This window comes from Bradyrhizobium sp. PSBB068 (assembly GCA_016839165.1).
Taxonomy (GTDB): domain Bacteria; phylum Pseudomonadota; class Alphaproteobacteria; order Rhizobiales; family Xanthobacteraceae; genus Bradyrhizobium.
The window spans coordinates 4,052,034-4,074,624 of the sequence record CP069300.1; the positions used below are offsets into that span (position 1 = coordinate 4,052,034).

Genomic DNA, 22,591 nt, shown 5'->3' on the forward strand with positions numbered 1-22,591 from the left:
CCATGCAGGACCGGCGCCAGAGCCCGCGTGAAAAGGTGTTTTACGGTGCGGTTGCGGAGATCAATGAACGCGGCTCGACGATGGATTGCGTCGTCCGCAACATCAGCGAAGGCGGCGCCTGCGTCGAATTTGGCGACGCCGCACACCTGCCCGAAGAGATGAATCTCAGTGTCGCGCGCAAGGGCCGCTCGTTCCTGGCGCGCCTGATCTGGCGTCAGGCCAACAAGGTGGGCCTCGCGTTCCGGATCATGACGTCGGACACCTATGTCAGCGATCTCGACGAACGGGTCCGCCGCAGCGAGATCAAGAAGCGGCAGCTGCAGCGGCGCATCAAGGAACTGCTCGGCCAAAGCTAAGGCTGAGCCCTTTTTTGGTGTTCCGCGGCCCCGTTTCGGAGCACCCCGGGGCGGACATTTCGGGGGTTGCAAAGGCCAGGCTAATCCAGCATCCGGTAAGCCCGCCAAGCTGGAACCGAAGGCAACCTCACGACATGTCGTCCGCGATCATCGAGCATCCCGATGGGCTGCCGCAGCCGCAGCGCAATTGGGCCACTCTCACGATCGCGCTCGGCCTCGTGATGGCCGTCGTCGACGGCTCGATCGCCAACGTCGCGCTGCCGACCATTGCCCGGGACCTCAACGCCAGCCCGGCGTTCTCGATCTGGATCGTCAACGGCTATCAGCTGGCGATCACCATCTCGCTGCTGCCGCTCGCCTCGCTCGGCGAGATCATCGGCTATCGCCGGGTCTACCTCGCCGGGCTGCTCCTGTTCACGCTGGCCTCGCTGTTCTGCGCGCTGGCACATACGCTGCCGCTGCTGACGATCGCCCGCATCCTGCAAGGATTTGGCGCCGCCGGAATCCTCAGCGTCAACACCGCCCTCGTCCGCTTCATCTATCCGCATTCGCTGCTCGGCCGCGGCATCGGCGTCAATGCGCTGGTGGTCGCGATCTCGGCCGCGGTCGGCCCGACCATCGCCTCGTTCATCCTTGCGGTCGGCACCTGGCCCTATCTGTTCGCGATCAACGTGCCGCTCGGCATCGTGACGCTGGCGCTGGGCTGGCGCTTCCTGCCGCATACCCGGCCCGCGGTCCACGCGTTCGACTGGCTGAGCGCCGGCATGAGCGCGATCGCGTTCGGCTTCGGCATCAGCGCGATCGACAGCGCCGGCCATGGCGAGGCGCTGTACCTGTGCGCACTGGAATTCGCCATCGCCGTGGTCGCCTCGCATCTGCTGTACCGGCGGCAGCTGAATCTGCCCTCGCCGCTGCTGCCCGTCGATCTGCTGAGGATTCCGATCTTCGCGCTGTCGATCGGCACCTCGATCGCCTCGTTCTGCGGCCAGATGCTGGCCTTCGTCGCGATGCCGTTCTACCTGGAGAACCATTTCGGATATTCGGCGGTGCAGATCGGCCTCTTGATCACGCCGTGGCCGATCGCCGTCGCATTTGCCGCGCCCATTGCCGGCTGGCTGGTCGAGCGTTATCCGGCCGGCCTGCTCGGCGGCATCGGCCTTTTGGTGTTCGCGACAGGACTGGGCACGCTAGCGTTGATGCCGGCCAACGCGACGCCGATCGACGTGATCTGGCGCATGGCGCTCGCCGGCGTCGGCTTCGGCCTGTTCCAGACCCCGAACAACCGCACCATGATCGCCGCCGCCCCGCGCGAGCGCTCCGGCGGCGCCAGCGGCATGCTGGGCACCGCCCGCCTGCTCGGACAGACCATCGGCGCCGCCCTTGTGGCCCTGCTACTGGCGCGCTTCCCGGCTGACGGCACAAGGCTCTCGCTGATGGTCGGCGTCGGCTTCGCGCTGGTCGGCGCCATGCTGAGCATGCTGCGGCTATCCTCCGCAGGCAGCCGCGGCGCCGAGCGGGTGCGCGTTCAAGAGGGGCAGCGTTTGAAGGGCGAGTGACGTGGTGCATGCGATGCGATCGGACTGGTGTTCTGATCGTTCGTTTCACGCCGCAAGCAAAAAGAGATACCCTACCTCATCGAACGACGCTCGCTGGACACAGCTCAAATGCAAGCCAATCGCGGACGGCCCGAAACGACGGCTGGCGAACTTCTGCGCATTTATTCCATACGCCTGAGAATGAATGATGAGGGGCTGACGAAGTGGACGCCCGCCTTGCGGGCATCAGTCGAGAGTCTTGCTGAAAAACTTGAGAGTCTCGATCCCGCGGAAGCCGTCGAAATCGAAGCTGACATTGATAACGATCCGATAGGCCGGTTTATCAGGGTGGCGACGGGTGAATGTTTGGCGGAAATTCGACGTTAGCCGAAGACTTCTTCCTGTACGTCTCACGTCGTATTTGCCGAACGAAACAAAAAGGCCGGCTGTTGAGCCGGCCTTTCGTTGATCACTTGCTCGCGCCTCAGGCCTTGACCATCGGACCCTTGGAGACCGGCCCCTTGGTGCCGCCTCCGCCGCCGTTGTTCGGGCCACCCTTCGGCGGCTTGCGCTTGCGCGGCGGCAGGTTCTCGGGCTTCGGCGTGACCGGGCCTTCGACATATTCGAAGCCGATCTTGTCCTTGGCGGTCGCCTCGTCCTTGACCAGCACGACGCGGACGTGCCCGCCACCCTTGAGCTGGCCGAACAGCACTTCATCTGCGAGCGGCTTCTTGATGTGCTCCTGGATGATGCGCGCCATCGGACGTGCGCCCATCTGCTCGTCATAGCCGTGCTCGATCAGCCAGGCCTTGGCGAGCTCGGACAGCTCGATCGTGACGTCGCGGTCGGCAAGCTGCGCCTCGAGCTGCAGCACGAACTTCTCGACCACCATGCCGATCACGTCGGCATTGAGGTGCGCGAAGGAGACGATCGCATCCAGCCGGTTGCGGAACTCCGGCGCGAACTGGCGGCTGATCGCCTCGTGGTCGTCGCCTTCCCGCTTCGAGCGGGTGAAGCCGAAGGCCTGCCGCGCGAGATCGGCCGCGCCCGCATTCGTGGTCATGATCAGGATCACGTTGCGGAAGTTGACCTGCTTGCCGTTGTGGTCGGTGAGCCGGCCGTGGTCCATGATCTGCAGCAACACGTTGTACAGATCCGGATGCGCCTTCTCGATCTCGTCGAGCAGCACCACGCAATGCGGATGCTGGTCGACGCCATCGGTGAGCAGGCCGCCCTGGTCGAAGCCGACATAGCCGGGAGGTGCGCCGATCAGGCGCGACACGGTGTGCCGCTCCATGTATTCGGACATGTCGAAGCGCAGCAGCTCGACGCCGAGCGTCGCCGCCAATTGCTTCGCCACCTCGGTCTTGCCGACGCCGGTCGGACCCGAGAACAGATAGCAGCCGATCGGCTTCTCCGGCTCGCGCAGGCCGGCCCGCGCCAGCTTGATCGACGCCGACAGCGACTCGATCGCCTTGTCCTGGCCGAACACCGTGCGCTTCAGGGTCTGCTCGAGATGCTTCAGCACCTCGGCATCGTCCTTCGACACGCTCTTCGGCGGGATCCGCGCCATGGTCGCGATCGTGGTCTCGATCTCCTTGATGCCGATCGTCTTCTTGCGCTTGCTCTCGGCGACCAGCATCTGCGCCGCGCCGGACTCGTCGATCACGTCGATCGCCTTGTCGGGCAGCTTGCGGTCGTGGATGTAGCGCGAGGAGAGCTGCACCGCCGCCTCGATCGCCTCATTGGTGTATTTCAGCCGATGGTAATCCTCGAAATAGGGCTTGAGGCCCTTGAGGATCGCAATCGCATCTTCCACCGTCGGCTCGTTGACGTCAATCTTCTGGAAGCGCCGCACCAGCGCGCGGTCCTTCTCGAAGTGCTGACGATATTCCTTGTAGGTGGTCGAGCCCATGCAGCGGATCGTGCCCGAAGCCAGCGCGGGCTTGAGCAGATTGGATGCATCCATGGCGCCGCCCGAGGTGGCGCCGGCGCCGATCACGGTGTGAATCTCGTCGATGAACAGGATGGCGTTGGGATGCGCCTCCAGCTCCTTCAGGACCTGCTTCAACCGCTCCTCGAAATCGCCACGGTAGCGGGTGCCCGCGAGCAGCGTGCCCATGTCGAGCGAGAACACGGTCGCGGCCGCCAGCACCTCAGGCACGTCGCTGTCGACGATGCGCTTGGCGAGGCCTTCGGCGATCGCGGTCTTACCGACGCCGGCTTCACCGACGAACAGCGGGTTGTTTTTCTGGCGGCGGCACAGCACCTGGATCGCACGGTTGATCTCGGCATTGCGGCCGATCACCGGATCGATCTTGCCGTCGCGCGCCTTCTTGTTGAGGTTGACGCAATAGGTCTCGAGCGCCTCGCCCTTCTTCTTCGAGTCCTCGTTGCCCTTGGTCTCGGTTTCCTCGTCGACGCCGCGCACCGGCCGCGCCTCGGAGACGCCGGGCCGCTTGGCGATCCCGTGGCTGATGTAATTCACTGCGTCGTAGCGCGTCATGTCCTGCTCCTGCAGGAAATACGCGGCATGGCTCTCGCGCTCGGCGAAGATCGCGATCAGCACGTTGGCGCCAGTCACTTCCTCGCGACCGGACGACTGGACGTGAATTACCGCGCGCTGGATCACGCGCTGGAACCCGGCGGTCGGCTTCGCATCATCGGCGCCGTCCGTCACCAGGTTTTCGAATTCGGTCTCGAGGTAGTTGACGAGGCTCGTCCTCAACTTGTCGAGATCGACGCTGCAGGCTCGCATCACCGCCGCCGCGTCCGAGTCGTCGATCAGCGACAGCAGCAGATGTTCGAGCGTCGCGTACTGATGGTGACGCTCGTTCGCGATCGCCAATGCACGATGCAGCGATTGTTCAAGGCTTTGAGAAAAAGTTGGCATTCGCGTCCTCTATGGCCCCTGGCCATCATGATCGCCATTACCGGGTCAGGCAATAACAACCTTCGTGATCGCCATTGATATAGTTACGACGGATCGTGGCGAAAGACCGGCCCCGCGATGATGGTTTCCCTCTAAATTTCGGGCAGCGGGACGCCGCCCGACCGCGTCCCGTGATCATACGGGAACGCCGTTCGCGTCCGTCAGAAAATGCGGTGCAAGACCCGTTCCGCGTCCCGCGGCGGGTCAATCGTTCCGGCGAACTACTTCTTTTCCATCACACATTGCAGTGGATGCTGGTGCTTGCGCGCGAAGTCCATGACCTGCGTCACCTTGGTCTCGGCGATCTCATAGGTAAACACGCCGCACTCGCCGATCCCGTGATGGTGAACGTGCAGCATGATCGTGGTCGCCGCCTCGGCGTCCTTGTTGAAGAATCGTTCCAGCACGTGAACGACGAACTCCATCGGCGTGTAGTCGTCGTTCAGGATCAGGACGCGATACAGGTTCGGACGCTTAGTCTTCGGCTTGACCTTGGTGATGACCGACGTCGACGGGCCGCTGCCCGCGCCGTTGCGGTTGTCGTCATTGGTCATTTTCGGCACCGGCGCGGCGGGCACCGCCGGCATGGACGAAACCGGCTCGGAGATCGGGATTGTCAACGTGGATCGCAACATGGCTCAGGCGTTCGAATTCCCAAAGGGAGGCCGGCTGGACACCGGATGGCGCTGGAAGGTGGACGCGATTGCCGCGAGACTGATCGCGGAACCCCCAGCAATGCCTTCCAGATTGCCGCTCCCGGTCCGATCCGGCGGCCGGATCGACCTCCCGAATATGGGGCTCACGACGGCCTGCCGCAAGCGCAGACCCGCCGCAGCCCACCGGTCCGATTCCCGGCGCGCCAACCCCGGAAGGTTAATCATTTCTGCCTGATTTGACAAAGGATCGGGGCATCCAATTTAGGCGCCATTGACGATGGTGGGGGCTTTTGCCCGGCTTTTGACCATCCGCCGGGCTGCCCGACGGGTTTCACCTACCCGATTCACCATCTGTTTAACCACGCTCGTAGAGATGGCCGCGCAATCCATTTTGACGAGAGCGTCATGCCTGGCTCAGCCATATTCAACCACATCCGCGCAGCTGCCCGCCGGTATGCAACCTCAACCAACGGCAACGTCGCGGTGATGTTCACCCTCGCAATACTGCCGATCCTCGCCTTCGTAGGCGTAGCGATCGACTATACCCGCGCCAACAACGCCCGGTCCTCGATGCAGGCGGCGCTCGATTCCACCGCGCTGATGCTGTCCAAGGACCTGACCATGGGCAACATCACGGCCGCGCAGATCCCGAGCAAGGCGCAGGCCTATTTCAACGGCCTCTACACCAACAAGGACGGCCAGGGCATTGCGGTCTCGGCCACCTACACGACCCCGACCTCGAACGCGGCGGCAACCATCCTCCTGAGCGGGTCCGGCCACGTCAAGACCACCTTCCTGCAGGCCGCGGGCTATCCCTCGACCATGAATTTCGGAACCTCGAGCACCACGACCTGGGGCAACGTCAAGATGCGCGTCGCCCTCGCCCTCGACAACACGGGATCGATGCAGGACAACGGCAAGATTGTCGCGCTGCGCAACGCGGTGGCCGGATCAGGCGGCCTGATCGACCAGCTCAGCGCGCTGAGCAAGAACAACGGCGACGTCTATATCTCCGTCATTCCGTTCGCCAAGGTCGTCAACGTCGGCTCCAGCAACTATGGCAAGAACTATATCGACTGGACCGACTGGCTCAATCCGCCGACCACGCAGCCCAACAACGGCAGCACGCAGGCAAAGCTCCCGATGAACTGGCATGCGGTCGGACCGGGTGCGCGATGCCCCTGGACCAACAACAATGGCGGCTTCACCTGCACCACGAGCCCGACCAGTTCGTCCAACACGACCTACATTCCGTCGAGCGGGACCTATTCCGGCTATATCTGCCCGAGCGTCGATTATAATTCCCACACCGTGTACAATGGCTGCTGGGTGAGCACGCAGGTCGGCACCGGCGTGTTCTGCTCGGGGTCGTCGTCCTGCGCCTGCCCGACCAATTCGTCCGGCTCCGCCGTCTCCGGCTGCGGCTGTACCGGCAGCGGAAGTTCGCGGTCGTGCACGGGCAAGCTGTATACCCACGATTGGACGCAGCCGGGCCCCAACGACCTCGTCGACAACAAGAACCAGCCCCGTGTCACCGCCGTCGTCGGATGGACCAACAACCAATGGACCGCGACCAATCAGACACCGACCGTGGTGAACAACTGGCAGCAGCCCTCGACCAACCCGATCAACACATGGACCGGCTGCGTCACCGACCGCACCCAGCCCAATGATGCGACCGGCGTGCTGCCCACGACGTCCGACGTCACCACGCTGTTTCCGGCCAACGAGTACTATGAGAACGGCTCGGCTTATTGCAGCAACAACGCCTCCCCGCAGCTCGAGCCGATCATTCCGCTGAGCTACGACTGGACCTCATTGAAGAACGCGGTCAACGCCATGCAGCCGACCGGCGGCACCGACCAGTCGGTCGGGCTCGCCTGGGCATGGCAGTCGCTGCTGGTGGGCGGTCCGCTCAACACGCCGGCCGAGGACTCCAACTCCACCTACAACCGGGTCATCATCCTGCTGTCCGACGGCTTGAACACCGAGGACCGCTGGCCCGACTACGGCGACGGCAGCTCGCAGGCGTCGGGCAATCCGATCGACGCGAGGCAGACCCTGCAGTGCCAGAACCTGCAGGCGGCAAAGGATTCCAAGGGCGCCCCGATGTTCACCATCTACACGATCCAGGTGAACACCAGCTCGCCCCCCGATCCGACCTCGACGGTCCTGAAGAACTGCGCCAGCACCCCCGACAAGTTCTACATGCTGACCAGCTCCAGCCAGATCGTTACGACGTTCAACACGATCGGCACGGCGCTCAGCAAGCTGCGGCTGGCGAAATAGCCCCCCGCCTCCCGCTCAACAAAAAAGCCCGGCCGAAACGGCCGGGCTCTTCGTTTGACGTGATCGGCAGCGCTTACTGAGCGGGCGCGAACTTGGAGACCAGGCCTTCATACGGCTTGAAGGTTTGCTTGGCGCAATCGCTGTACAGGCCGGCGATCTTCTGCGATTCCGCAACGAAGGTCTCGTAGGACGAGCGCAGGTACTCGGTCTGGGCCTCGAGCGCCTTGTCCAGCGACTTCACGCCCGACAGCTTCTCGACGAACGACTTGGTGTCCTCGAACGACTTCTTGGCGTAGTCGCCATAGGCGGTGGCGATCGCCTGGACGCCGCTCTGCAGGTTGTTGGCCGACGCAGTGACCGACTCGAAATGCTCTTTGCCGTAGTTCTGAATGTCTTCGATCTTGACCATGGATTGGAATTCCTTTTCCCAGACTTGAAGGCGCAAATTCCCATTGCCGGGAAGCTCCCGGCCCCCTGACTTGATTAGAATACCGCATCGCACAATAAAGTCAACAAATATTGTGCAACGCACAATCATACAGCCCGAATCCTGGGCATTTGCGCTAAAACCCAGGGGACCACGCAACGGTTGCTTAATCTTTTGGAAACTCGGTCCGCCTAACCTGATTCCCGGACTTTGTTCGCCTTCCGACAAGCAGCCTTGAAATCTGTTTGTGAACAACACCTTAGCTAGAAGAGCGACCTGAGCCGCCGCGAGGGCCGATGGTTCGGCCCGACGTGGTCTGTTGCGCAGGCAAGGATCGATGGCCGCCGGGCACAATTTCGCCCCACGAGCCGGTGATCTAGAACAGAACTTGGGACGGGGAAGTAGATGCTTCGAACAACCTTTGCCTCCTCGCGGGCGCTGCGAGTTGGCGTTCTTGGGCTCGTAACCGTCACGACGGCGATCCTGATCACGAGTGATAGCGCCGAGGCGCGCCGCCACCGGCGCCACACCGCGCGTCATCACCACAGCGAGTCGGCGCGCGAGAGCTACAGCCCGCAATTCGCGTCGATCATCGTCGACGGCAATACCGGTTCGGTGCTGTCATCCAACAGTCCCGACGGCCTGCGGCACCCCGCCTCGCTCACCAAGATCATGACGCTCTATCTGCTGTTCGAGCGCCTCGATTCCGGAAAGATGAAACTCGACACCGAGATGCCGGTTTCCGAGCACGCTTCCGAACAGGATCCGACCAAGCTCGGCCTGCGCCCCGGCCAGACCATCAAGGTCGAAGACGCCATCAAGGGCCTGGTCACCCGGTCCGCCAATGACGCCGCGGTCGTGATCGCCGAGGCGATCGGCGGCAGCGAAGAGGATTTCGCGCGGATGATGACCCGCAAGGCGCGCGCGCTCGGCATGAGCCGGACCACCTATCGCAATGCCTCCGGCCTGCCCAATGACGAGCAGATCACGACGGCGCGCGATCAGTCGACGCTGGGCCGCGCCATCCAGGATCGCTTCCCGCGCTATTATCGCTACTTCTCGACGACGGCCTTCAATTTCCGCGGCCACACCATCACCGGTCACAATCGCCTGCTCGGCAGCGTCGAAGGTGTCGACGGCATCAAGACCGGTTACACCCGCGCCTCCGGCTTCAACCTCGTGACCTCGATCCACCGCGGCAATCGCTTCCTGGTCGGCGTCGTGCTCGGCGGCCGCAGCGGCGGCTCCCGCGACGCCATCATGCGCAACCTGCTGGCGGAGAACATCGGCAAGGGTGCTACCACCCGGACTGCTGCCGCGATCACCGAGCGCAATCCGGCCGACGCCAATGTCCAGGTCGCCGATGCCGACGATGCGCGCGAAGCCGACAGCGCGCCGATCGCCGCCTCGGAGCCCGCCCCGTTGCCGGCGCCGCGCCCGGCCAGCAAGCCCTCGCTGATCGCCGCAGCCGCCGCCGCGCTGCCGCCGGCCCCCGCAAAGCCGGAGCCGCAGGCCAAGCCCGAACCGGCGCCGCTGACCTCCGGCGTGATCCAGACCCAGCAGCTCGCGGCGATCCCGGGTTCGGCTGAACCGATGAAGCCGGTCAAGGTGAAGACCGTCCAGGTCAAGGCCGGCCAGATCAAGCTCGCCGCCGCCGGCCCGGCGCAGTCCGCGCCGCCGATCACCAGCACGATCCCCTCGCGTGGCGAGATCCCCGAGACCTCCAATGCGATGATGGCGCGGGCCGTCGAGACCTCGAGGCCCGAGATGCCGCCGCAGCCGGCCAATTTCGGCACCGGCAACGGCATCCTCGGCGTGCTGCCGGCGTCGTCCGTGCATGCCCCCGCCACCGCCCCGGCCGCGCAGGCCGTGGCCTCGATCGAACCGACCCGCAGCCTCCAGGCCGCGCCGCAGACCAGCGCGGTCAAGCCGGGCGCCGCGCATTCCGGCTGGATCATCCAGGTCGGCGCGCTGGAGTCCGAGGGCGAGGCCAACAAGCGCATCGACCTCGCACGCAGCTCGGCCCGCGGCCTGCTCAGCAAGGCGGACCCGTTCACCGAGGTCGTCGCCAAGGACAATCGCAAGCTCTACCGCGCCCGCTTTGCCGGGCTCGAGCGCGATCAGGCCGAGGCGGCCTGCAAGACGCTGAAGCGCGCCGAGATCTCCTGCATCACCGTTCGCAACTGATCGACACGATCGGGCGATTTCAAAGGGCCGGCGCCGCAAGCGCCGGCCCTTTTGCTTTGCGGGCCGCCGCGACAAATGACGGGTCTTGTCGCGCGAGGCCGCAATGAAAACTTCTCGTCAAGATTTTACGGTTAAGTTTTCCCGAAACAACGATCGGCCACGCCGGACAGCGGCGGGCCAGACGGGGCATCAATCAGAAGCGGAAGGCAGCTCTCGGCTGTGGCGTCAGTGGCGTAGCCGGAGTTAGAGATGCGTGCGAAGCAGAGTATCCTTGGCCTCGTTCACACGGGCAGCGAGATACGTCGAGCCCCCCTGGTCGGGATGCAGTTTCTTCATCAGGGTGCGGTGAGCCCGGCTGATGTCGTCACGCGACGCTCCCGGCTGCAGGCCAAGGATCTGATAGGCCTCCTCGTTCGTCATTTTGCCGCTCGGCGCCGCGCGGCCCTGCCCCCCTGCCCGGTCGCCCTGCGCGTCCTGACGCCAGGCGGGAAAGCGGCGGTCCAGATAGCTTTCAAGTAACGCGACGCTCTCGGCGTCAAAGCTCGGCACCATCGCCAGCAGCTGCGACAGGTCGAACTCGTCGAGCATGCGGCCGGCCTGCGGCCCGGCCACGATCTGGCCCGTGAGCACGCCGCTGCCGTGATCGAGGCTCATGTCGAGATACTGCGAGCGCACCCGCGAGCTTTGTCCGGGGCTGCGCGAACCGCCGAACATGCCGCCGAAATTGGGAAAGCCGGTGTTGCCGAACGGCGACCAGCCGAGCAGTCCGGCACCGAAGATGCCGAGCGGGATCGCCACCGCCAGTTCGCCGCGCACGCCGGTAAAGGCCGCCACCGCCAGCGCGAGCACCCCGCCGCCGATCTTGATCGCGCGCGCGAGCACGGCGGGATTGGCCGCACGAAACATCTGCAGCGCGGAATAAAGGACGACAACGGCGACGACGCCGGCGATCAGGGTTGGCATGCGCGGAATATAGGCGGCCCGGCGGCAAAAAGCATGCGAAGCTTCGTCTCACCGGAGCGTGAAGCTGCCCGCGTGGCGCCGCCCGACATGCATGAGCAATGTCGGCGCTGCTCGCTGCGATCGCGAAAGCCGTGACGGCCGGCGGAGCCTGACCAAGGCGCTCTATTTCATCTGGCCGATCAGCCTGGCTGCGCCGTTCGTCGTCTTCGCCAGCTGCAACAGCGCCTCGCGACCGCCGGCGGCATAGGCCGCGGCGGCACGCAGCAATTCGCGGAGCTGTGCAGCCGCGCCAGGATCGAACCTGCACCATGCCCCGCCGGTCAGCCGCGCGATCTCGCGGAACGTCTGTTCGGCGGCTGCATCGCTGCCTTCCTGGAACATGAACACCGGCACCTTGAGCAGGCCGAGTTCGCCGGCCTTCGCGCAAAGCGCATCGGCGTTCTCCTCCATCGCATCGCCCACGAACACCAGCGCGCGCACGCCCGAGGCGACCGCCTCGCGGCGCGTCTCCGACAGCACCTTGCCGATCTGGGTATTGCCGCCCTGGCAGTCGATCTTGCTCATCAGCCGCGCGAGCTGCGCGCTGTCGGAGATCCAGCCCGTGGCCCGGCACTCGTTGAAGCCGCGATAATAGACGAGGCGGATGTCGAGGCTGCCGAGCGCGGCGGCCTCGCGGAACATGTCGGCTTGCAGCGTGCACGCCATGTCCCATGTCGGCTGCCGGCTCATCGTGGCGTCGAGCGCAAACACCAGTCTGCCGCGCGCGCCGGCGCGATGTGGCGACATCGCGCGCGCCTTCGCCACGAACGCGGCGATGTCGTTCGCGCTCGACGTCGGTACGTCAGGCGCATCGACCGGGCGTACGTCACTTCCGGATGTCGGTTTGATCGTCTTGCCAGCCATCAGCGCTTGCCTCGTACAGCAAACACTATGTGGGCCGCGGTATCGGATTGGTCAACGCGACGAGCAGCCTGCCCGGATGCGATTCCGGGCGGCTCGGTCAGTTGGTGGCCGACGGAACCTTCTTGGTCTCGGTCAGCGAGAGCGACTTCTTGAGCTTCTCGCCGAAGGTCTGGGGCGGCTTCTCAACCGGCACGTAGAGCGAGACCGGGCCTGGCTCCAAAATCTTCGGCGGTGCATTGCGCGTGTCGACCGGCGCGACGGCACTGTCGGTGTCGGCCAGGAATTTATCGAGCATGGCCTGGATCGAGTCCTTGGCCTTCTCGGGTCCGGTGTCGCGCATGTCGTTGTGCTGGAAGTCGGTGTTCACGACGGTGATGCCGGCCTTCTCGCACTGCTCCTCGTCGGGCACGACGCCGGGATCGGGCTTGAAGTGCTGATCATGCGAACGGAACGACAGGATCTTGAACTTGCCGTCGGTCATGAACGGCACGCGCAGATTGTCCAGCGTCACGACCTTCTTGATCTCGTCCGGATACTGCTTGGCGAAATACATCGCGATGTCGCCGCCATTGGAATGGCCGACCATCGTCAGCTTGCTGTAGTCCGCGTTCGGCTGACGCTTCTTCATCTCCTCGATCGCGAATTTGATGTTGGTGATGCCGCGCTGATACTGCGGCAGGCGCCCGACATAGAGCTCGCCGACCTTGGTCACCATCGGCCCGTCCGACGGCAGGTCGTTCTGAATGCTGACGGTCAGATAGCCGCGCGCGGCGAACACGTTCGCGAGGAAGGAATATTCGGTGAATTTGACGGTATTGCCATGATTGAGGATCGCAACCGGAAGCTTGATCATGCCGGCGTCGGCCTGCATCTCCTTGTCGAAGCGCACGGCGACGTCGACCGCGACCGGCCGCTCATCGCGAGTCGGATCCTTGAACATGAGAGTTTCATGACGGATCGCCCACTTGCTCGCGGTGAAATACGCACCCGTGATCACCACGGAGAGCGAAAGCAGAACGAGAATTCCACGCTTCATGACGTCCTCGAGGTGCCCGCCTTTTACAGGGCGATTTTGGCCGGAGGCTCTTCGGCCTCCTTTTGAGAATATATGTCACAGCGCCGTGACAGGAAGTCCAAATATTGTGGCTTCCGTGGCATAACGTTGTGCGTCGCACCTATACTTTGTGCAGATGCACACCACGAACCCGCCGGCTCGCACTCTCCTCTAACCCTCTGACGCGAGTTCCCAAGGTTGCGTTCGAGCCATGCTCGTACCTTGGGTCGACGCTCAGGAGAAACCGGATTCCGGCACCTTTGTTCCGGCTTTTTGGCCGCTCTGTGACAAAAATCACCGGAAAACCACGGATTTCAGCCGATTTCGGTGTAGATGATCAGCTTCAGGCCCGGATCGTCGTTAGCCTGGAAGGTCGCGTATTCGAAGGTCAGCCGGCCGCGCTTGGGGTGATTGAGCACCTTTCGTCCGGCGACGCTGACGCTGACGTCGTGGGTGCCCCACCAGCCGTCGAACTCCGGACAGCCTGCGCGAAGCCGCGCCTGCAGATCGACGAAGGCCGGGTCGCCGGCCCAGAGATCGTGGGTCCGGCGGAACTGGGTCACGATGCGCCGCGCCTCCTCGGGCCAGCCTGCGCCGAACAGCTGCCGGCTCTTGGGGTTGGTCAACACGAAGAGCAGCGTATTGCGCTCGTCCCCAGGCATGCGGCCGAACGCGAAGACCTCTTCCGCCGCAGCGTTCCAGGTCAGCACGTCCCATCGCCGTCCCGTGACATAGGCCGGCTGGTTGAGGCTTTCGACGACCCGCCGGATCGCAGACGGCACGGTCTCGGCCGCAAATGGCCGGCGGTCGCCGTCCTTTGCAAGCGCCCGCAGATGGGCGTGCTCGGCCTTGCTGAGGCGCAGCGCCCGCGCCAGCGCGTCGATCGTGGTGGCGGACGGGCTGACGGAGCGGCCCTGCTCGAGGCGGATGTACCAGTCGACCCCGATGCCGGCGAGCTCGGCCACCTCCTCGCGGCGCAGACCGGGCGTTCGGCGCCGCCGCCCGGCCTGGGCACCGTTGAGCTTGGGCGTCAGCTTCTGGCGCCGCGATCGCAGGAAATCGCCAAGTTCGGTTTGCCGCGCAGTGGCCATTACCGGGCTCCTGAGTAGGACTTATGATCCTAGGATAATACCAGGTCTTCCTGGCCGCAACGGAGCGCGTGATGATGCCGATCTCAGCAAGGGATGAGATCAGATGAAAGCAGCAGTTCTAAAGTCGTTCGGCTCTCCGCTCGCGATCCAGGAGATCCCCGCACCGGTGATGGGAACGGGCGAAGTCCTCGTCGACGTGATCGCGACACGCGTGCTGTCCTACACCAACGAGGTGTTCAGCGGTGAGCGCCGCTACCTGCTCGCGTTGCCGGCCGTTCCGGGTCTCGGCGCCATCGGACGGGTTCGCGCGATCGGGCCCGACGCAACCCACCTCGCCGCCGGCGATTGGGTGTACTGCGATCCGACCTTCCGCGCGCGTGACGACAGCATCTCGCCGGACATCACCTTGCAGGGCTGGAGCGCGCGCGGCGAAGGCGGACTGCGCCTGCAGCGACACTTCCGTCACGGCACGTTTGCCGAGCAGACGCTGGTGCCGACCGAGAACGCCAAGCGGATCGGCGCGATCGATCCGGCCGATGCGCCGTCATGGTGCGCGCTCGGCACCTGCCTCGTGCCCTATGGCGGATTCCTGGCTGCACGCCTGCAGCCGGGCGAGACCGTGCTGGTGAACGGCGCCACCGGCAATTTCGGCAGTGCCGCCGTTGCCGTCGCGCTCGCGATGGGCGCGGCCTGCGTGGTCGCTCCCGGCCGCAACGAGAAAGTGCTCGCCGATCTGGTCCACAGGTTCGGACCGCGCGTGCGCACCGTGAAGCTCGGTGGCAACGAGGACGACGATCGCGAACGCATGCGGCGCGCCGCGCCCGGCCCGATCGACTGCGTGCTCGACCTGATGCCGCCGTCGGTGACGACGCCGACCGTCCGCGCCGCGATCATGACGGTGCGTTCCTACGGCCGGGTCGTCCTGATGGGCGGCGTCGGCATGTTGGGCGGACCGGGGCTCGACCTGCCCTATCCCTGGATCATGCGCGAATGCATCAGCATCCACGGCGTCTGGATGTATCCTCCGGCGGCGACCCTGGGCCTCGTCAACCTCGCCCGCGCCGGGCTGTTGCGGCTCGATCAGTTCGAGGTCACCACCTTCGATCTCGACCACGCCAACGACGCGGTCGCGCATGCCGCCACCAATAGCGGGCCGTTCAAGATGACGGTGCTGAGGCCGAATTAGCGTCTCCGATTCAAACCGGAGGCGGAATCGCTTGCAGGACGTCCGTGAAGACGGCGAACTGCGCGCGAAAGGCTTGCGGGCTGTAGTCCTGGTAGTATCCCGCGGTCACCACGACGACGAGGTCGAGCTCCGGGACGATGCGGATCGACTGACCGCCACGCCCCAGCGCGCCGATCCACTGGATCGCGCGGCCATTGAAGCGGGCGCGGCCAAGCCACCACAGAAAGCCATACGACTGATAGTCGGAGGCCTTGAGCTTCGGTGCCGTGGAGCTCTCGATCCATGCCTTTGGGACGATCTGGCGACCGTTCCAGCGGCCGCCCGAAAGGACAAGCTGGCCGATCTTTGCCATGTCGCGCGGTCGCAGCCGCAACCCGCCACCGGCATCGCTATCGCCTTTGACCCGGCTCCATTCGAACGCCGTAATCCCCAAAGGCTCGAACAATTCGGTGCGCGCAAATTCATCGAGCGGACGTCCGGCGGCCTTGCGGACGATGGCCGACAGCAGCGTCAGCGCGCCGGTGTTGTACAGAAACTGCTGCCCCGGCTCGCCCGCGGACGCAAGACCGAGCACGTAACGGCACGGGTCTGACGCCCTGTGCATGCGCGCCTCATCATTGTCGTCTCCGGTCGCAGGGGTCGCCTCCACCCACGCCAATCCCATCGACATGGTCAGGGCGTGGACGAGCTGGATGCGGTCTTTCTCAGGGGACCGCAGGTCGGACAATTCGGGGAAGAAGCTGAAGATCGGCTCGTTGATGCTGCGTATCAGCCCGCGATCGATCGCGATCCCGATGACGAGTGACGCGACACTCTTTGAAGCCGATTTGATGTTGTGCAGCGTATCGGCATCGAAGCTGACGTCTTCGACGCGGGGACCGTAAAAGCGGCTCGGTACCTCGTCGCGTCCCCTGAAGTAGCGCTCGAACTCCAGCCTGCCGCCGCGGACAACCAGCACGGAATGAATGTTGCTATCGCTGGAGGCGGCGAGCCGCTCAGCCATGGTGCACAGCGCGCGGCGGTCGATGAGCTTGTCCTCAGCTAAGGAGGCGGTGGACCAGCCGTCGTTTCGCCCGATTGGAACGCCGCAGCCGTCGGACGGGTCGGCGTATGCCGGCAGCCTGGCGAGCGGTGCCAACGCAGCTCCGCCGAGCAGTGATATGAACTGGCGCCGTTCCATTCGATCCTCGCTTCGCAGTTTGCGACCGCCCAAACCGATCGTGCGGAGAACCTGCACGAAAATTTCAGTGCGCGCTTGGCGGCTGCAGAATTCGGCTGGCCGATTCCTAAGTCCGGCTGGCCGATTCCTGAGCTGTCACCCGGTCTGCCCGTCCCAGACGCCTCCTTCGCCAGCGCAAGCCGCCTGTATTCAGTCGATGTCAGATCGGTCGCGGCCTTGAAAGCCCGGTTGAACGGGCCGATCGACTGGAAACCAGCATCCGCTCCAGGCGGGAGGAACTGGCCTTGGGGCGAGCTCAAGTGCACAATTTCGGAATATTGGAAAAATACCGGTGAGTTGCCCGACGTGTCAAGCAGCCCGGTCGAACGCCGGCCACCACCGGCTCCTTTGCATGGGGTTGTTTTCGGTATTTTGACCAGGCGCCAGCGAGCCTGGGAGCGGCCCCCATGAATTGACGATCGCTAGCTGCCGATGATGTCGTCGACTTCCAGCGGCTTGTCGACCTGGCTGAACCATTCGGCCCGGTTGGCGGCGCGGCGGCGGCCGCGCTCGTCGAGCGGCAGCTTGAGCTGGCGCAGCAGGCCCATCACCTCCTCGCGGGCGGTGACGTGGCCGAGGTTTGGGCGGGTGCCGAGCGTCGCCTCGTCGATGTCGTCGAGCGCCGTCAGCCCGCGCGGGAAAAACTCGCGATAGACCACCCGCTCGGCAAAGCCGTCGACCGCCCGGAACCCGAGCCGCAGCGACAGCTGCTTCAGGCCGTCGGCGACCAGCTGCTTGTTGCGCGAGCCAAGCATCGACAGCCGGTTGCGCACCACGATCCAGTCGGTCGAGGCGCCGTCGAGCTGGCGGCGCTTGCGTCTGGTGTCGCGCACCATCTCGGCGTAATGGCTCTCGCCGATCACCGCATAGGTCGCCGGATCGACGGTGCCGAGCACGTCGAAATCGAGGAAGCTGTCGTTGATCGGCGTCACCAGCGTGTCGGCCATCGAATGCGCGAGCCGCATCAGGTAGCTGTCCGAGCCCGGGGTGTCGATGACGATGAAATCATAGGCACGTTCCACCGCGCTCACCGCTTCCATGAACTGCTGGAACTCGGCGTTCTCGTTCTCCTCGATCTGCATCGTCTCGCCGTACTTGATGCAGTGGTGCGCGGGGAGTTCGAGATCGAGCCCGGAGCGCCGCGCCCAGGCCTGGCGATTGCCGATGTAGCGGGTGAAGCTTTGCTGGCGGCAGTCGAGATCGATGCTGGCGACGCGCTGCCCGGCCTTCAGGAGCGCGACGGCGATATGCAGGGCGGTGGTCGACTTGCCCGAACCACCCTTCTCGTTGCCCAGCACAACGACGTGTGCGGAGCCGGATTGACCCTGACTAGCCTGCACCAACATGATTCAAACCCCGGCAATGATCTTCAAATCGAGCGCGGCTGCGGTCAAGTGAAATGCATCACTGCGAGCGGAAATCAATTGCAGGCGTCCTTAATGATGAATCGAACGAGCGATCCATGCGCGTTCGAGATCGGGTAATGCATGTGCGGCGGTTTGCCGATAGCGGCTCGGACTTGGTAAACTCCGCGGCCTGCCGAACGCCAAACATCCCACCCCGATTGCCCCACGAGTCGAGACCAGATGCCGAGAAATCCCACCGTCGTCCGTACCGTCCCTGCCCTTCGTCGCGCCGTCGACGCCCTGCGCGCCAAGAAGGCGACTGTCGCGCTGGTCCCGACCATGGGTGCGCTCCATGACGGCCATGTGTCGCTGGTGCGGCTCGCCAAGCGCCGCGCCAAGCGGGTCGTGGTCTCGATCTTCGTCAATCCGACGCAGTTCGCTCCCACCGAGGACTTCGGTTCGTATCCGCGCACCTGGAAGGAAGACGTCGCCAAGCTCGCCGCCGAGGGCGTCGACCTGATCTGGCACCCCGAGGTGAAGGCGATGTACCCGGACGGCTTCGCCACCAGGATCGTTCCGGAGGGACCGGCGACCGCCGGGCTCGAGGATCGCTTCCGGCCGCATTTCTTCGGTGGCGTCGCCACCGTGGTCGGCAAGCTGTTCACCCAGGTCCGGCCCGACGTTGCGATCTTCGGCGAGAAGGACTTTCAGCAGCTCCGGGTCGTGACCCAGATGGCCGCGGATCTCGACCTCGGGGTCAAGGTGATCGGATCGAAGACGGTGCGCGAGCGCGACGGCCTCGCGATGTCCTCGCGCAACGTGTACCTCTCGCCGGAAGAACGGCGCGCGGCCCCCGCGCTCAACCGCGTGATGAAGCAAGCGGCAGGCCGCCTGCGCGCCGGCGAGGACACTGCAACCGCCATGGCCGCCGGCGCCGCCGAGATCACCAAGGCCGGCTTCGTGCTCGATTATCTCGAGGTTCGCCACGCCGCCACCCTGGCGCCGATCGGCTCGCTCAAGGACGGCCCGATGCGGATGCTGGTGGCGGCCAAGCTCGGCAACACGCGGCTGATCGACAACATCGCGGTGTAAGGCATCGCGAAAAGTGTGATGCCGTTCGCTTGCGCGGCGGCCGCGACGCAGGGATGATCGCGCCTTTCACAGGCGGTCGGAATGATCAGGTATTTCAGGCAAGGCATCGCTCTCGGCATCGCGCTATTGGCCGCCGGCATGGCGCAGGCGCAGACCCGGCCACCGGTCGGCGGCGTCAATTCGGCGCCCGGCGCGATGATCTTCTACGTCGCGCATGGCGCACCGGACGCCTGCGGACCGGGCTGCTCGGACTGGATCGCCGCCGAAGGCGCCGTGCAATGGGACACCTACAAGCGCCTGCTGGCGATCCTCGACCGGCAAGCCGGGCGCAAGCTGCCGGTCGTGATCAACATCAAGGGCGAATCCAACCTCAACGTCGCCTCCAGCCTCGGCCGCATCCTGCGCGATCGCGGGATCGATACCATGGTTGCGGCGACCGCCGTCGAAGCCTGCAACGGAAAGCCCGAGGAGGAATGCTTTGCGCTCAAGCGGCCCGGCGGCCCGCTGGACGCGAAGGAGAAGCCGTCGGGCACGGCTTGTGATCTCGCCTGCGTGCTGGTGCTGGCCGGCGGCGTGCATCGCAGCCTGCCGGCGGGCAGCCACGTGGTGCTGAGCGGCATGGCGATCCACAACCGGCTCGCGCCCAACGTCTCGGCCGAGCATCGCGAAAGCCTGACCTCGATCTTCACCGACCAGTTCCGGCGCTATCTCGGCGAGATGGGGATCGATCACGAACTGCTCGACGTCGCCGTCAGCAATGCCGGGGGTGGCCGCTATGTCGAGATCCCGGCGTCGGAATGGGGCCGGCTGCATCTCGTCACGCAGTGATCCGCGGCAACTGCCGTTAGCTCACAGCAATCCGAGGTCGCGCAGCTCGCGGCGCATCGGCTCCGGCATCGAGGCCACGCTGGCCGCGCTCGATTTGGTGAGATCTGACGGCGCAGAGTCCGCAGTCAGGTAGCGCCAGCCCTGGAACGGCCGCATCGGCCGCGGCGAGACCGCGATCACCTTGGGCTGCATCACCAGCCGGCAGCGTCCGATGCCGTCCTTGTCGCGGAACGGCTCGATCGCGATGATCTTCTCGCGCGCGGCGATCTCGCCGCGGATCACCCAATACAGCGAGCCGCCGGCGAGGAGCTCCTCCTCGCGCTTCGGCGTCATCCGCGTGATGTGGACGTGGCGGAGCGGCAGGCCTTTTTTCTTGGCGGTCGCCATCCGTTCGGCAACCCAACCCTTGAGTTCCTTGACCGAGTCGCAACCGACGGCGAGCTTGATGAGATGCAGCGGCATACGGCGGATGTAGCGGCCGGCGCGCGCTTTGGAAAGGGAGCGATCAAGGCGGCAGTGGATATCGGGATTATCGCAGGGAGTATGCAATGACAGTGGCTCAGGCCACCGTCATCGCGCTCAGGCCCGTGCCTAGTCCTGGCTCGCGGCTGCCGGCGCACTCGCCGCGGCGGGAGGCGGCGCCGCTGGCGCCGGAGCAGCCGGCGCGATCTGGACCGGACGCTTCGCGGCCGGCGGCCGCTTCGGCGCAGCGGGCGGCGCGGCGGCAGCGCGTGCGGCCGGCGGCGGGGCCGCAGCAGCCGGCTTCGCCGGTTCTGATGTCATGATGCTGACCGGCGGCGTGTTCGCCGAGCTCGGAAACTCCGCATTGGTCGGCCGGCCGGTGGGCATCGACGGCGGCAGCGCGGCGACCAATCCGGCTGCCGATGGCGTGGCGCCGGCTGGCGCGTTCCAGGACGCGGCGTAGCGCGTGACCAGGTTCTCATAGGTCCGATCGTTCATGTTGGCGACGATCTGGTGGTTGTCGCCGAGCGAGCGGAATGCGGGGCACGCCGTCGGCGTGCAGTGGTCGCGCGCCATCAGCGCATAGGCCACCAGGCCGTACCGGTCGTGCTCGATGGCGCGGCGCAGTGCCTGCAATTCGGTGGTCGTATTGCGCTCCGCGGTGGCGAGGTCGCCGAGCGCAGTCAGGCGCGATATCTGCGCCGCCGCATAGCTGACCGCCGCCGCGGCCGTATCGGACGAACCGAACAGCACTTTCTCGCAGGCATTGAGAACGGCATCTCCGGCGAGGTCGTCGACGCAGGCCAGCGCCGGCACGGTCTGGCCGGTGAATTGCGCGGTTCGTGTCTCGCTCGGCGCCGCTGCCTGCCCGCCCGGTCCGAAGCCGCGGATCGTTGCGGCGACCGCGACCGCGATCGACAGCAGCGTGATGACGGTCAGCGCGCCGTTGGCGACGGATTTTTCCGCGCGCAGCAGCGTGATCAGCACAACGATCCCAAAGAAGCCCGCGGCAGCCAGCGTCAGCCACATCGGGAAAGTCGGTGAGCGCCAGATCTGATCCAGCGAGGAAGCCCAGTTCATGCGCGATGTCCCTCAACGCAGCGTAAGCACAATCGGCGGCGGCGAACGCCGCCACCCCGACGTCCAACCTTCAGCACAATGGGTCTGCGAACAGGGCCTTTTGACGGCGGCGACGGGGAACCCGCTCCAGCCACCGGCTTGCGCACAACTCGTTCAGGACAGCGCGAGCTGGCTCTCCTTGGCCACCCGTTCGAAAGCTTCGGTCGAGCTCTTGATGCGATACTGGCAGTCGTCACCTTCGGTCGGCAGCAGGCGGATCACCTGATAGGTGCCGCTCGCAGCGGGGCGCGCCACATTGCTGGCCGTGAAATAGACGGTCTCGCCAATCGAGTACTTATGCTTCAACGCCCTCTCCATTTTCTTAGAGATTGCTGGCCGGGCTGACAGTCCCGATAGCTCTGGCCGGCATTTTGAGAACCCTGCGGCAAGCTAGCACATCGCCCTGCCCCAAATCCAGCAAGATTGGGGCACGGTGAAGGTACGCTTTTTGCAGGTTTTTCAGGGCGATAGGCAGCAATTTACATGCCAGCCGGAAATTGCCCGCCGGCCTCGGCCGGAACCCGGTTTCAGTGGCTCAGGCGGTATGCGGCAACTTGCCGTCGGGGCTCGCGCTGTCCACCGCCCCCGGAAGCTGCTGGGCCAGCACCTTGGACAGCTGGTCGACCGGAATGTTGAACCTGGCGGCGAGCTGCTTGACCGTGTCGCTGCCCAGCACCTGCTGCAGCTGGTCGGCCGTGATCGGCAGGTTCTGGCCGGTGCCGATCCAGGATTTGACCTGGTCGCCGAGCCCGGCCTGTTCGAGCTTGGCGACGATCGCCGACAAGCCGCCCTGCCCGCCATTGCCCATCACCTCGCCGAGCACGACGGGAATCACGGCCGCCCCGAGCTGGCCAAGCATGCCCTTCAGCTCCGGCGAATTCTCCAGGGAATCGAGAATGCCCATGGTCTAAGTCCTTTCACGACTTGCAAAACCGGTGTTTCGGAT

The 22,591-nt window shown here is 64.9% G+C and carries 22 protein-coding genes; 9 read left to right on the forward strand and 13 right to left on the reverse strand.

Features of this window, described 5'->3' with window-relative positions; translation table 11 throughout:
* Positions 1–2: 2 nt before the first annotated feature.
* From JQ507_18805 to JQ507_18815, 3 genes are all read left to right on the forward strand, one after another.
* Positions 3–356 (forward strand): PilZ domain-containing protein, encoded by a 354-nt coding sequence (locus JQ507_18805; GenBank protein QRI67059.1) that lies wholly within the window; start codon positions 3–5, stop codon positions 354–356.
* Positions 357–490: 134 nt separating this feature from the next.
* Entirely contained in the window at positions 491–1,912 is a 1,422-nt protein-coding gene (locus JQ507_18810; protein QRI67060.1) for an MFS transporter, read from the forward strand.
* 108 nt (positions 1,913–2,020) lie between these two features.
* Positions 2,021–2,278: a hypothetical protein gene (locus JQ507_18815; GenBank protein ID QRI67061.1), complete on the forward strand. Its 258-nt coding sequence runs from the start codon at positions 2,021–2,023 to the stop codon at positions 2,276–2,278.
* 97 nt (positions 2,279–2,375) lie between these two features.
* On the opposite strand, the gene clpA is transcribed toward JQ507_18815, so the two are convergent.
* Both clpA and clpS read right to left on the reverse strand, forming a co-directional pair.
* The gene (clpA, locus tag JQ507_18820; protein QRI67062.1) at positions 2,376–4,784 is read right to left on the reverse strand and encodes an ATP-dependent Clp protease ATP-binding subunit ClpA; all 2,409 of its coding nucleotides are present in this window, start codon (positions 4,782–4,784) and stop codon (positions 2,376–2,378) included.
* A 260-nt stretch (positions 4,785–5,044) separates the two neighbouring features.
* Positions 5,045–5,377: an ATP-dependent Clp protease adapter ClpS gene (clpS, locus tag JQ507_18825; GenBank protein ID QRI67063.1), complete on the reverse strand. Its 333-nt coding sequence runs from the start codon at positions 5,375–5,377 to the stop codon at positions 5,045–5,047.
* Here clpS and JQ507_18830 point away from each other — a divergent pair.
* Both JQ507_18830 and JQ507_18835 read left to right on the forward strand, forming a co-directional pair.
* Positions 5,370–5,714, forward strand: coding sequence for a hypothetical protein (locus tag JQ507_18830; protein QRI67064.1), 345 nt, complete (start codon positions 5,370–5,372; stop codon positions 5,712–5,714). The genes clpS and JQ507_18830 overlap by 8 nt on opposite strands.
* A gap of 170 nt (positions 5,715–5,884) precedes the next feature.
* Complete coding sequence (locus tag JQ507_18835; GenBank protein QRI67065.1) at positions 5,885–7,768, forward strand: pilus assembly protein; 1,884 nt, start codon at positions 5,885–5,887, stop codon at positions 7,766–7,768.
* A gap of 73 nt (positions 7,769–7,841) precedes the next feature.
* Here the strand turns inward: JQ507_18835 and JQ507_18840 are convergent, their stop codons facing one another.
* Positions 7,842–8,177 (reverse strand): phasin family protein, encoded by a 336-nt coding sequence (locus JQ507_18840; GenBank protein QRI67066.1) that lies wholly within the window; start codon positions 8,175–8,177, stop codon positions 7,842–7,844.
* 423 nt (positions 8,178–8,600) lie between these two features.
* Between JQ507_18840 and JQ507_18845 the strand changes: the two genes are divergently transcribed.
* A complete protein-coding gene (locus tag JQ507_18845) occupies positions 8,601–10,382 on the forward strand; it encodes a D-alanyl-D-alanine carboxypeptidase (protein ID QRI67067.1) in 1,782 nt (593 codons plus the stop codon).
* Between the two features lie 243 nt (positions 10,383–10,625).
* On the opposite strand, the gene JQ507_18850 is transcribed toward JQ507_18845, so the two are convergent.
* The 4 genes from JQ507_18850 to JQ507_18865 form a co-directional block, all read right to left on the reverse strand.
* The gene (locus JQ507_18850) at positions 10,626–11,345 is read right to left on the reverse strand and encodes a DnaJ domain-containing protein (protein ID QRI67068.1); all 720 of its coding nucleotides are present in this window, start codon (positions 11,343–11,345) and stop codon (positions 10,626–10,628) included.
* 162 nt (positions 11,346–11,507) lie between these two features.
* A complete protein-coding gene (locus JQ507_18855; GenBank protein ID QRI67069.1) occupies positions 11,508–12,248 on the reverse strand; it encodes a VWA domain-containing protein in 741 nt (246 codons plus the stop codon).
* A 97-nt stretch (positions 12,249–12,345) separates the two neighbouring features.
* Positions 12,346–13,284 (reverse strand): alpha/beta fold hydrolase, encoded by a 939-nt coding sequence (locus tag JQ507_18860; protein QRI67070.1) that lies wholly within the window; start codon positions 13,282–13,284, stop codon positions 12,346–12,348.
* 332 nt (positions 13,285–13,616) lie between these two features.
* Positions 13,617–14,393 (reverse strand): helix-turn-helix domain-containing protein, encoded by a 777-nt coding sequence (locus JQ507_18865; protein ID QRI67071.1) that lies wholly within the window; start codon positions 14,391–14,393, stop codon positions 13,617–13,619.
* 103 nt (positions 14,394–14,496) lie between these two features.
* Here JQ507_18865 and JQ507_18870 point away from each other — a divergent pair, with 103 nt between their 5' ends.
* On the forward strand, positions 14,497–15,579 hold the full coding sequence (locus JQ507_18870) for a zinc-binding alcohol dehydrogenase family protein (protein ID QRI67072.1): 1,083 nt from the start codon (positions 14,497–14,499) through the stop codon (positions 15,577–15,579).
* Positions 15,580–15,589: 10 nt separating this feature from the next.
* On the opposite strand, the gene JQ507_18875 is transcribed toward JQ507_18870, so the two are convergent.
* A complete protein-coding gene (locus JQ507_18875; GenBank protein QRI67073.1) occupies positions 15,590–16,759 on the reverse strand; it encodes a serine hydrolase in 1,170 nt (389 codons plus the stop codon).
* A gap of 461 nt (positions 16,760–17,220) precedes the next feature.
* On the reverse strand, positions 17,221–18,144 hold the full coding sequence (locus JQ507_18880) for a division plane positioning ATPase MipZ (GenBank protein ID QRI67074.1): 924 nt from the start codon (positions 18,142–18,144) through the stop codon (positions 17,221–17,223).
* A 240-nt stretch (positions 18,145–18,384) separates the two neighbouring features.
* Between JQ507_18880 and JQ507_18885 the strand changes: the two genes are divergently transcribed.
* On the forward strand, positions 18,385–19,236 hold the full coding sequence (locus tag JQ507_18885) for a pantoate--beta-alanine ligase (protein QRI67075.1): 852 nt from the start codon (positions 18,385–18,387) through the stop codon (positions 19,234–19,236).
* 81 nt (positions 19,237–19,317) lie between these two features.
* Positions 19,318–20,064, forward strand: coding sequence for a hypothetical protein (locus tag JQ507_18890; GenBank protein QRI67076.1), 747 nt, complete (start codon positions 19,318–19,320; stop codon positions 20,062–20,064).
* Between the two features lie 21 nt (positions 20,065–20,085).
* On the opposite strand, the gene JQ507_18895 is transcribed toward JQ507_18890, so the two are convergent.
* From JQ507_18895 to JQ507_18910, 4 genes are all read right to left on the reverse strand, one after another.
* Complete coding sequence (locus JQ507_18895; protein ID QRI67077.1) at positions 20,086–20,526, reverse strand: DUF1489 domain-containing protein; 441 nt, start codon at positions 20,524–20,526, stop codon at positions 20,086–20,088.
* 129 nt (positions 20,527–20,655) lie between these two features.
* Positions 20,656–21,606, reverse strand: coding sequence for a hypothetical protein (locus tag JQ507_18900; GenBank protein QRI67078.1), 951 nt, complete (start codon positions 21,604–21,606; stop codon positions 20,656–20,658).
* A 153-nt stretch (positions 21,607–21,759) separates the two neighbouring features.
* Positions 21,760–21,963 carry a hypothetical protein gene (locus JQ507_18905; protein QRI67079.1) on the reverse strand — a complete coding sequence of 68 codons (204 nt, stop codon included), beginning with the start codon at positions 21,961–21,963 and terminating at the stop codon, positions 21,760–21,762.
* A gap of 217 nt (positions 21,964–22,180) precedes the next feature.
* Positions 22,181–22,549: a DUF937 domain-containing protein gene (locus tag JQ507_18910; protein ID QRI67080.1), complete on the reverse strand. Its 369-nt coding sequence runs from the start codon at positions 22,547–22,549 to the stop codon at positions 22,181–22,183.
* Between the last annotated feature and the right edge of the window lie 42 nt (positions 22,550–22,591).

Coding starts and splice junctions, on each gene's coding strand:
- clpS (QRI67063.1), bottom strand. CDS start 5,377: ATGACCAATGACGACAACCGCAACGGCGCGGGCAGCGGCCCGTCGACG.
- JQ507_18815 (QRI67061.1), top strand. CDS start 2,021: ATGCAAGCCAATCGCGGACGGCCCGAAACGACGGCTGGCGAACTTCTG.
- JQ507_18865 (QRI67071.1), bottom strand. CDS start 14,393: ATGGCCACTGCGCGGCAAACCGAACTTGGCGATTTCCTGCGATCGCGG.
- JQ507_18840 (QRI67066.1), bottom strand. CDS start 8,177: ATGGTCAAGATCGAAGACATTCAGAACTACGGCAAAGAGCATTTCGAG.
- JQ507_18900 (QRI67078.1), bottom strand. CDS start 21,606: ATGAACTGGGCTTCCTCGCTGGATCAGATCTGGCGCTCACCGACTTTC.
- JQ507_18855 (QRI67069.1), bottom strand. CDS start 12,248: ATGGCTGGCAAGACGATCAAACCGACATCCGGAAGTGACGTACGCCCG.
- JQ507_18890 (QRI67076.1), top strand. CDS start 19,318: ATGATCAGGTATTTCAGGCAAGGCATCGCTCTCGGCATCGCGCTATTG.
- JQ507_18880 (QRI67074.1), bottom strand. CDS start 18,144: ATGTTGGTGCAGGCTAGTCAGGGTCAATCCGGCTCCGCACACGTCGTT.
- JQ507_18805 (QRI67059.1), top strand. CDS start 3: ATGCAGGACCGGCGCCAGAGCCCGCGTGAAAAGGTGTTTTACGGTGCG.
- JQ507_18870 (QRI67072.1), top strand. CDS start 14,497: ATGAAAGCAGCAGTTCTAAAGTCGTTCGGCTCTCCGCTCGCGATCCAG.
- JQ507_18845 (QRI67067.1), top strand. CDS start 8,601: ATGCTTCGAACAACCTTTGCCTCCTCGCGGGCGCTGCGAGTTGGCGTT.
- JQ507_18835 (QRI67065.1), top strand. CDS start 5,885: ATGCCTGGCTCAGCCATATTCAACCACATCCGCGCAGCTGCCCGCCGG.
- JQ507_18895 (QRI67077.1), bottom strand. CDS start 20,526: ATGCCGCTGCATCTCATCAAGCTCGCCGTCGGTTGCGACTCGGTCAAG.
- JQ507_18810 (QRI67060.1), top strand. CDS start 491: ATGTCGTCCGCGATCATCGAGCATCCCGATGGGCTGCCGCAGCCGCAG.
- JQ507_18850 (QRI67068.1), bottom strand. CDS start 11,345: ATGCCAACCCTGATCGCCGGCGTCGTCGCCGTTGTCGTCCTTTATTCC.
- JQ507_18910 (QRI67080.1), bottom strand. CDS start 22,549: ATGGGCATTCTCGATTCCCTGGAGAATTCGCCGGAGCTGAAGGGCATG.
- JQ507_18885 (QRI67075.1), top strand. CDS start 18,385: ATGCCGAGAAATCCCACCGTCGTCCGTACCGTCCCTGCCCTTCGTCGC.
- JQ507_18875 (QRI67073.1), bottom strand. CDS start 16,759: ATGGAACGGCGCCAGTTCATATCACTGCTCGGCGGAGCTGCGTTGGCA.
- clpA (QRI67062.1), bottom strand. CDS start 4,784: ATGCCAACTTTTTCTCAAAGCCTTGAACAATCGCTGCATCGTGCATTG.
- JQ507_18905 (QRI67079.1), bottom strand. CDS start 21,963: ATGGAGAGGGCGTTGAAGCATAAGTACTCGATTGGCGAGACCGTCTAT.
- JQ507_18860 (QRI67070.1), bottom strand. CDS start 13,284: ATGAAGCGTGGAATTCTCGTTCTGCTTTCGCTCTCCGTGGTGATCACG.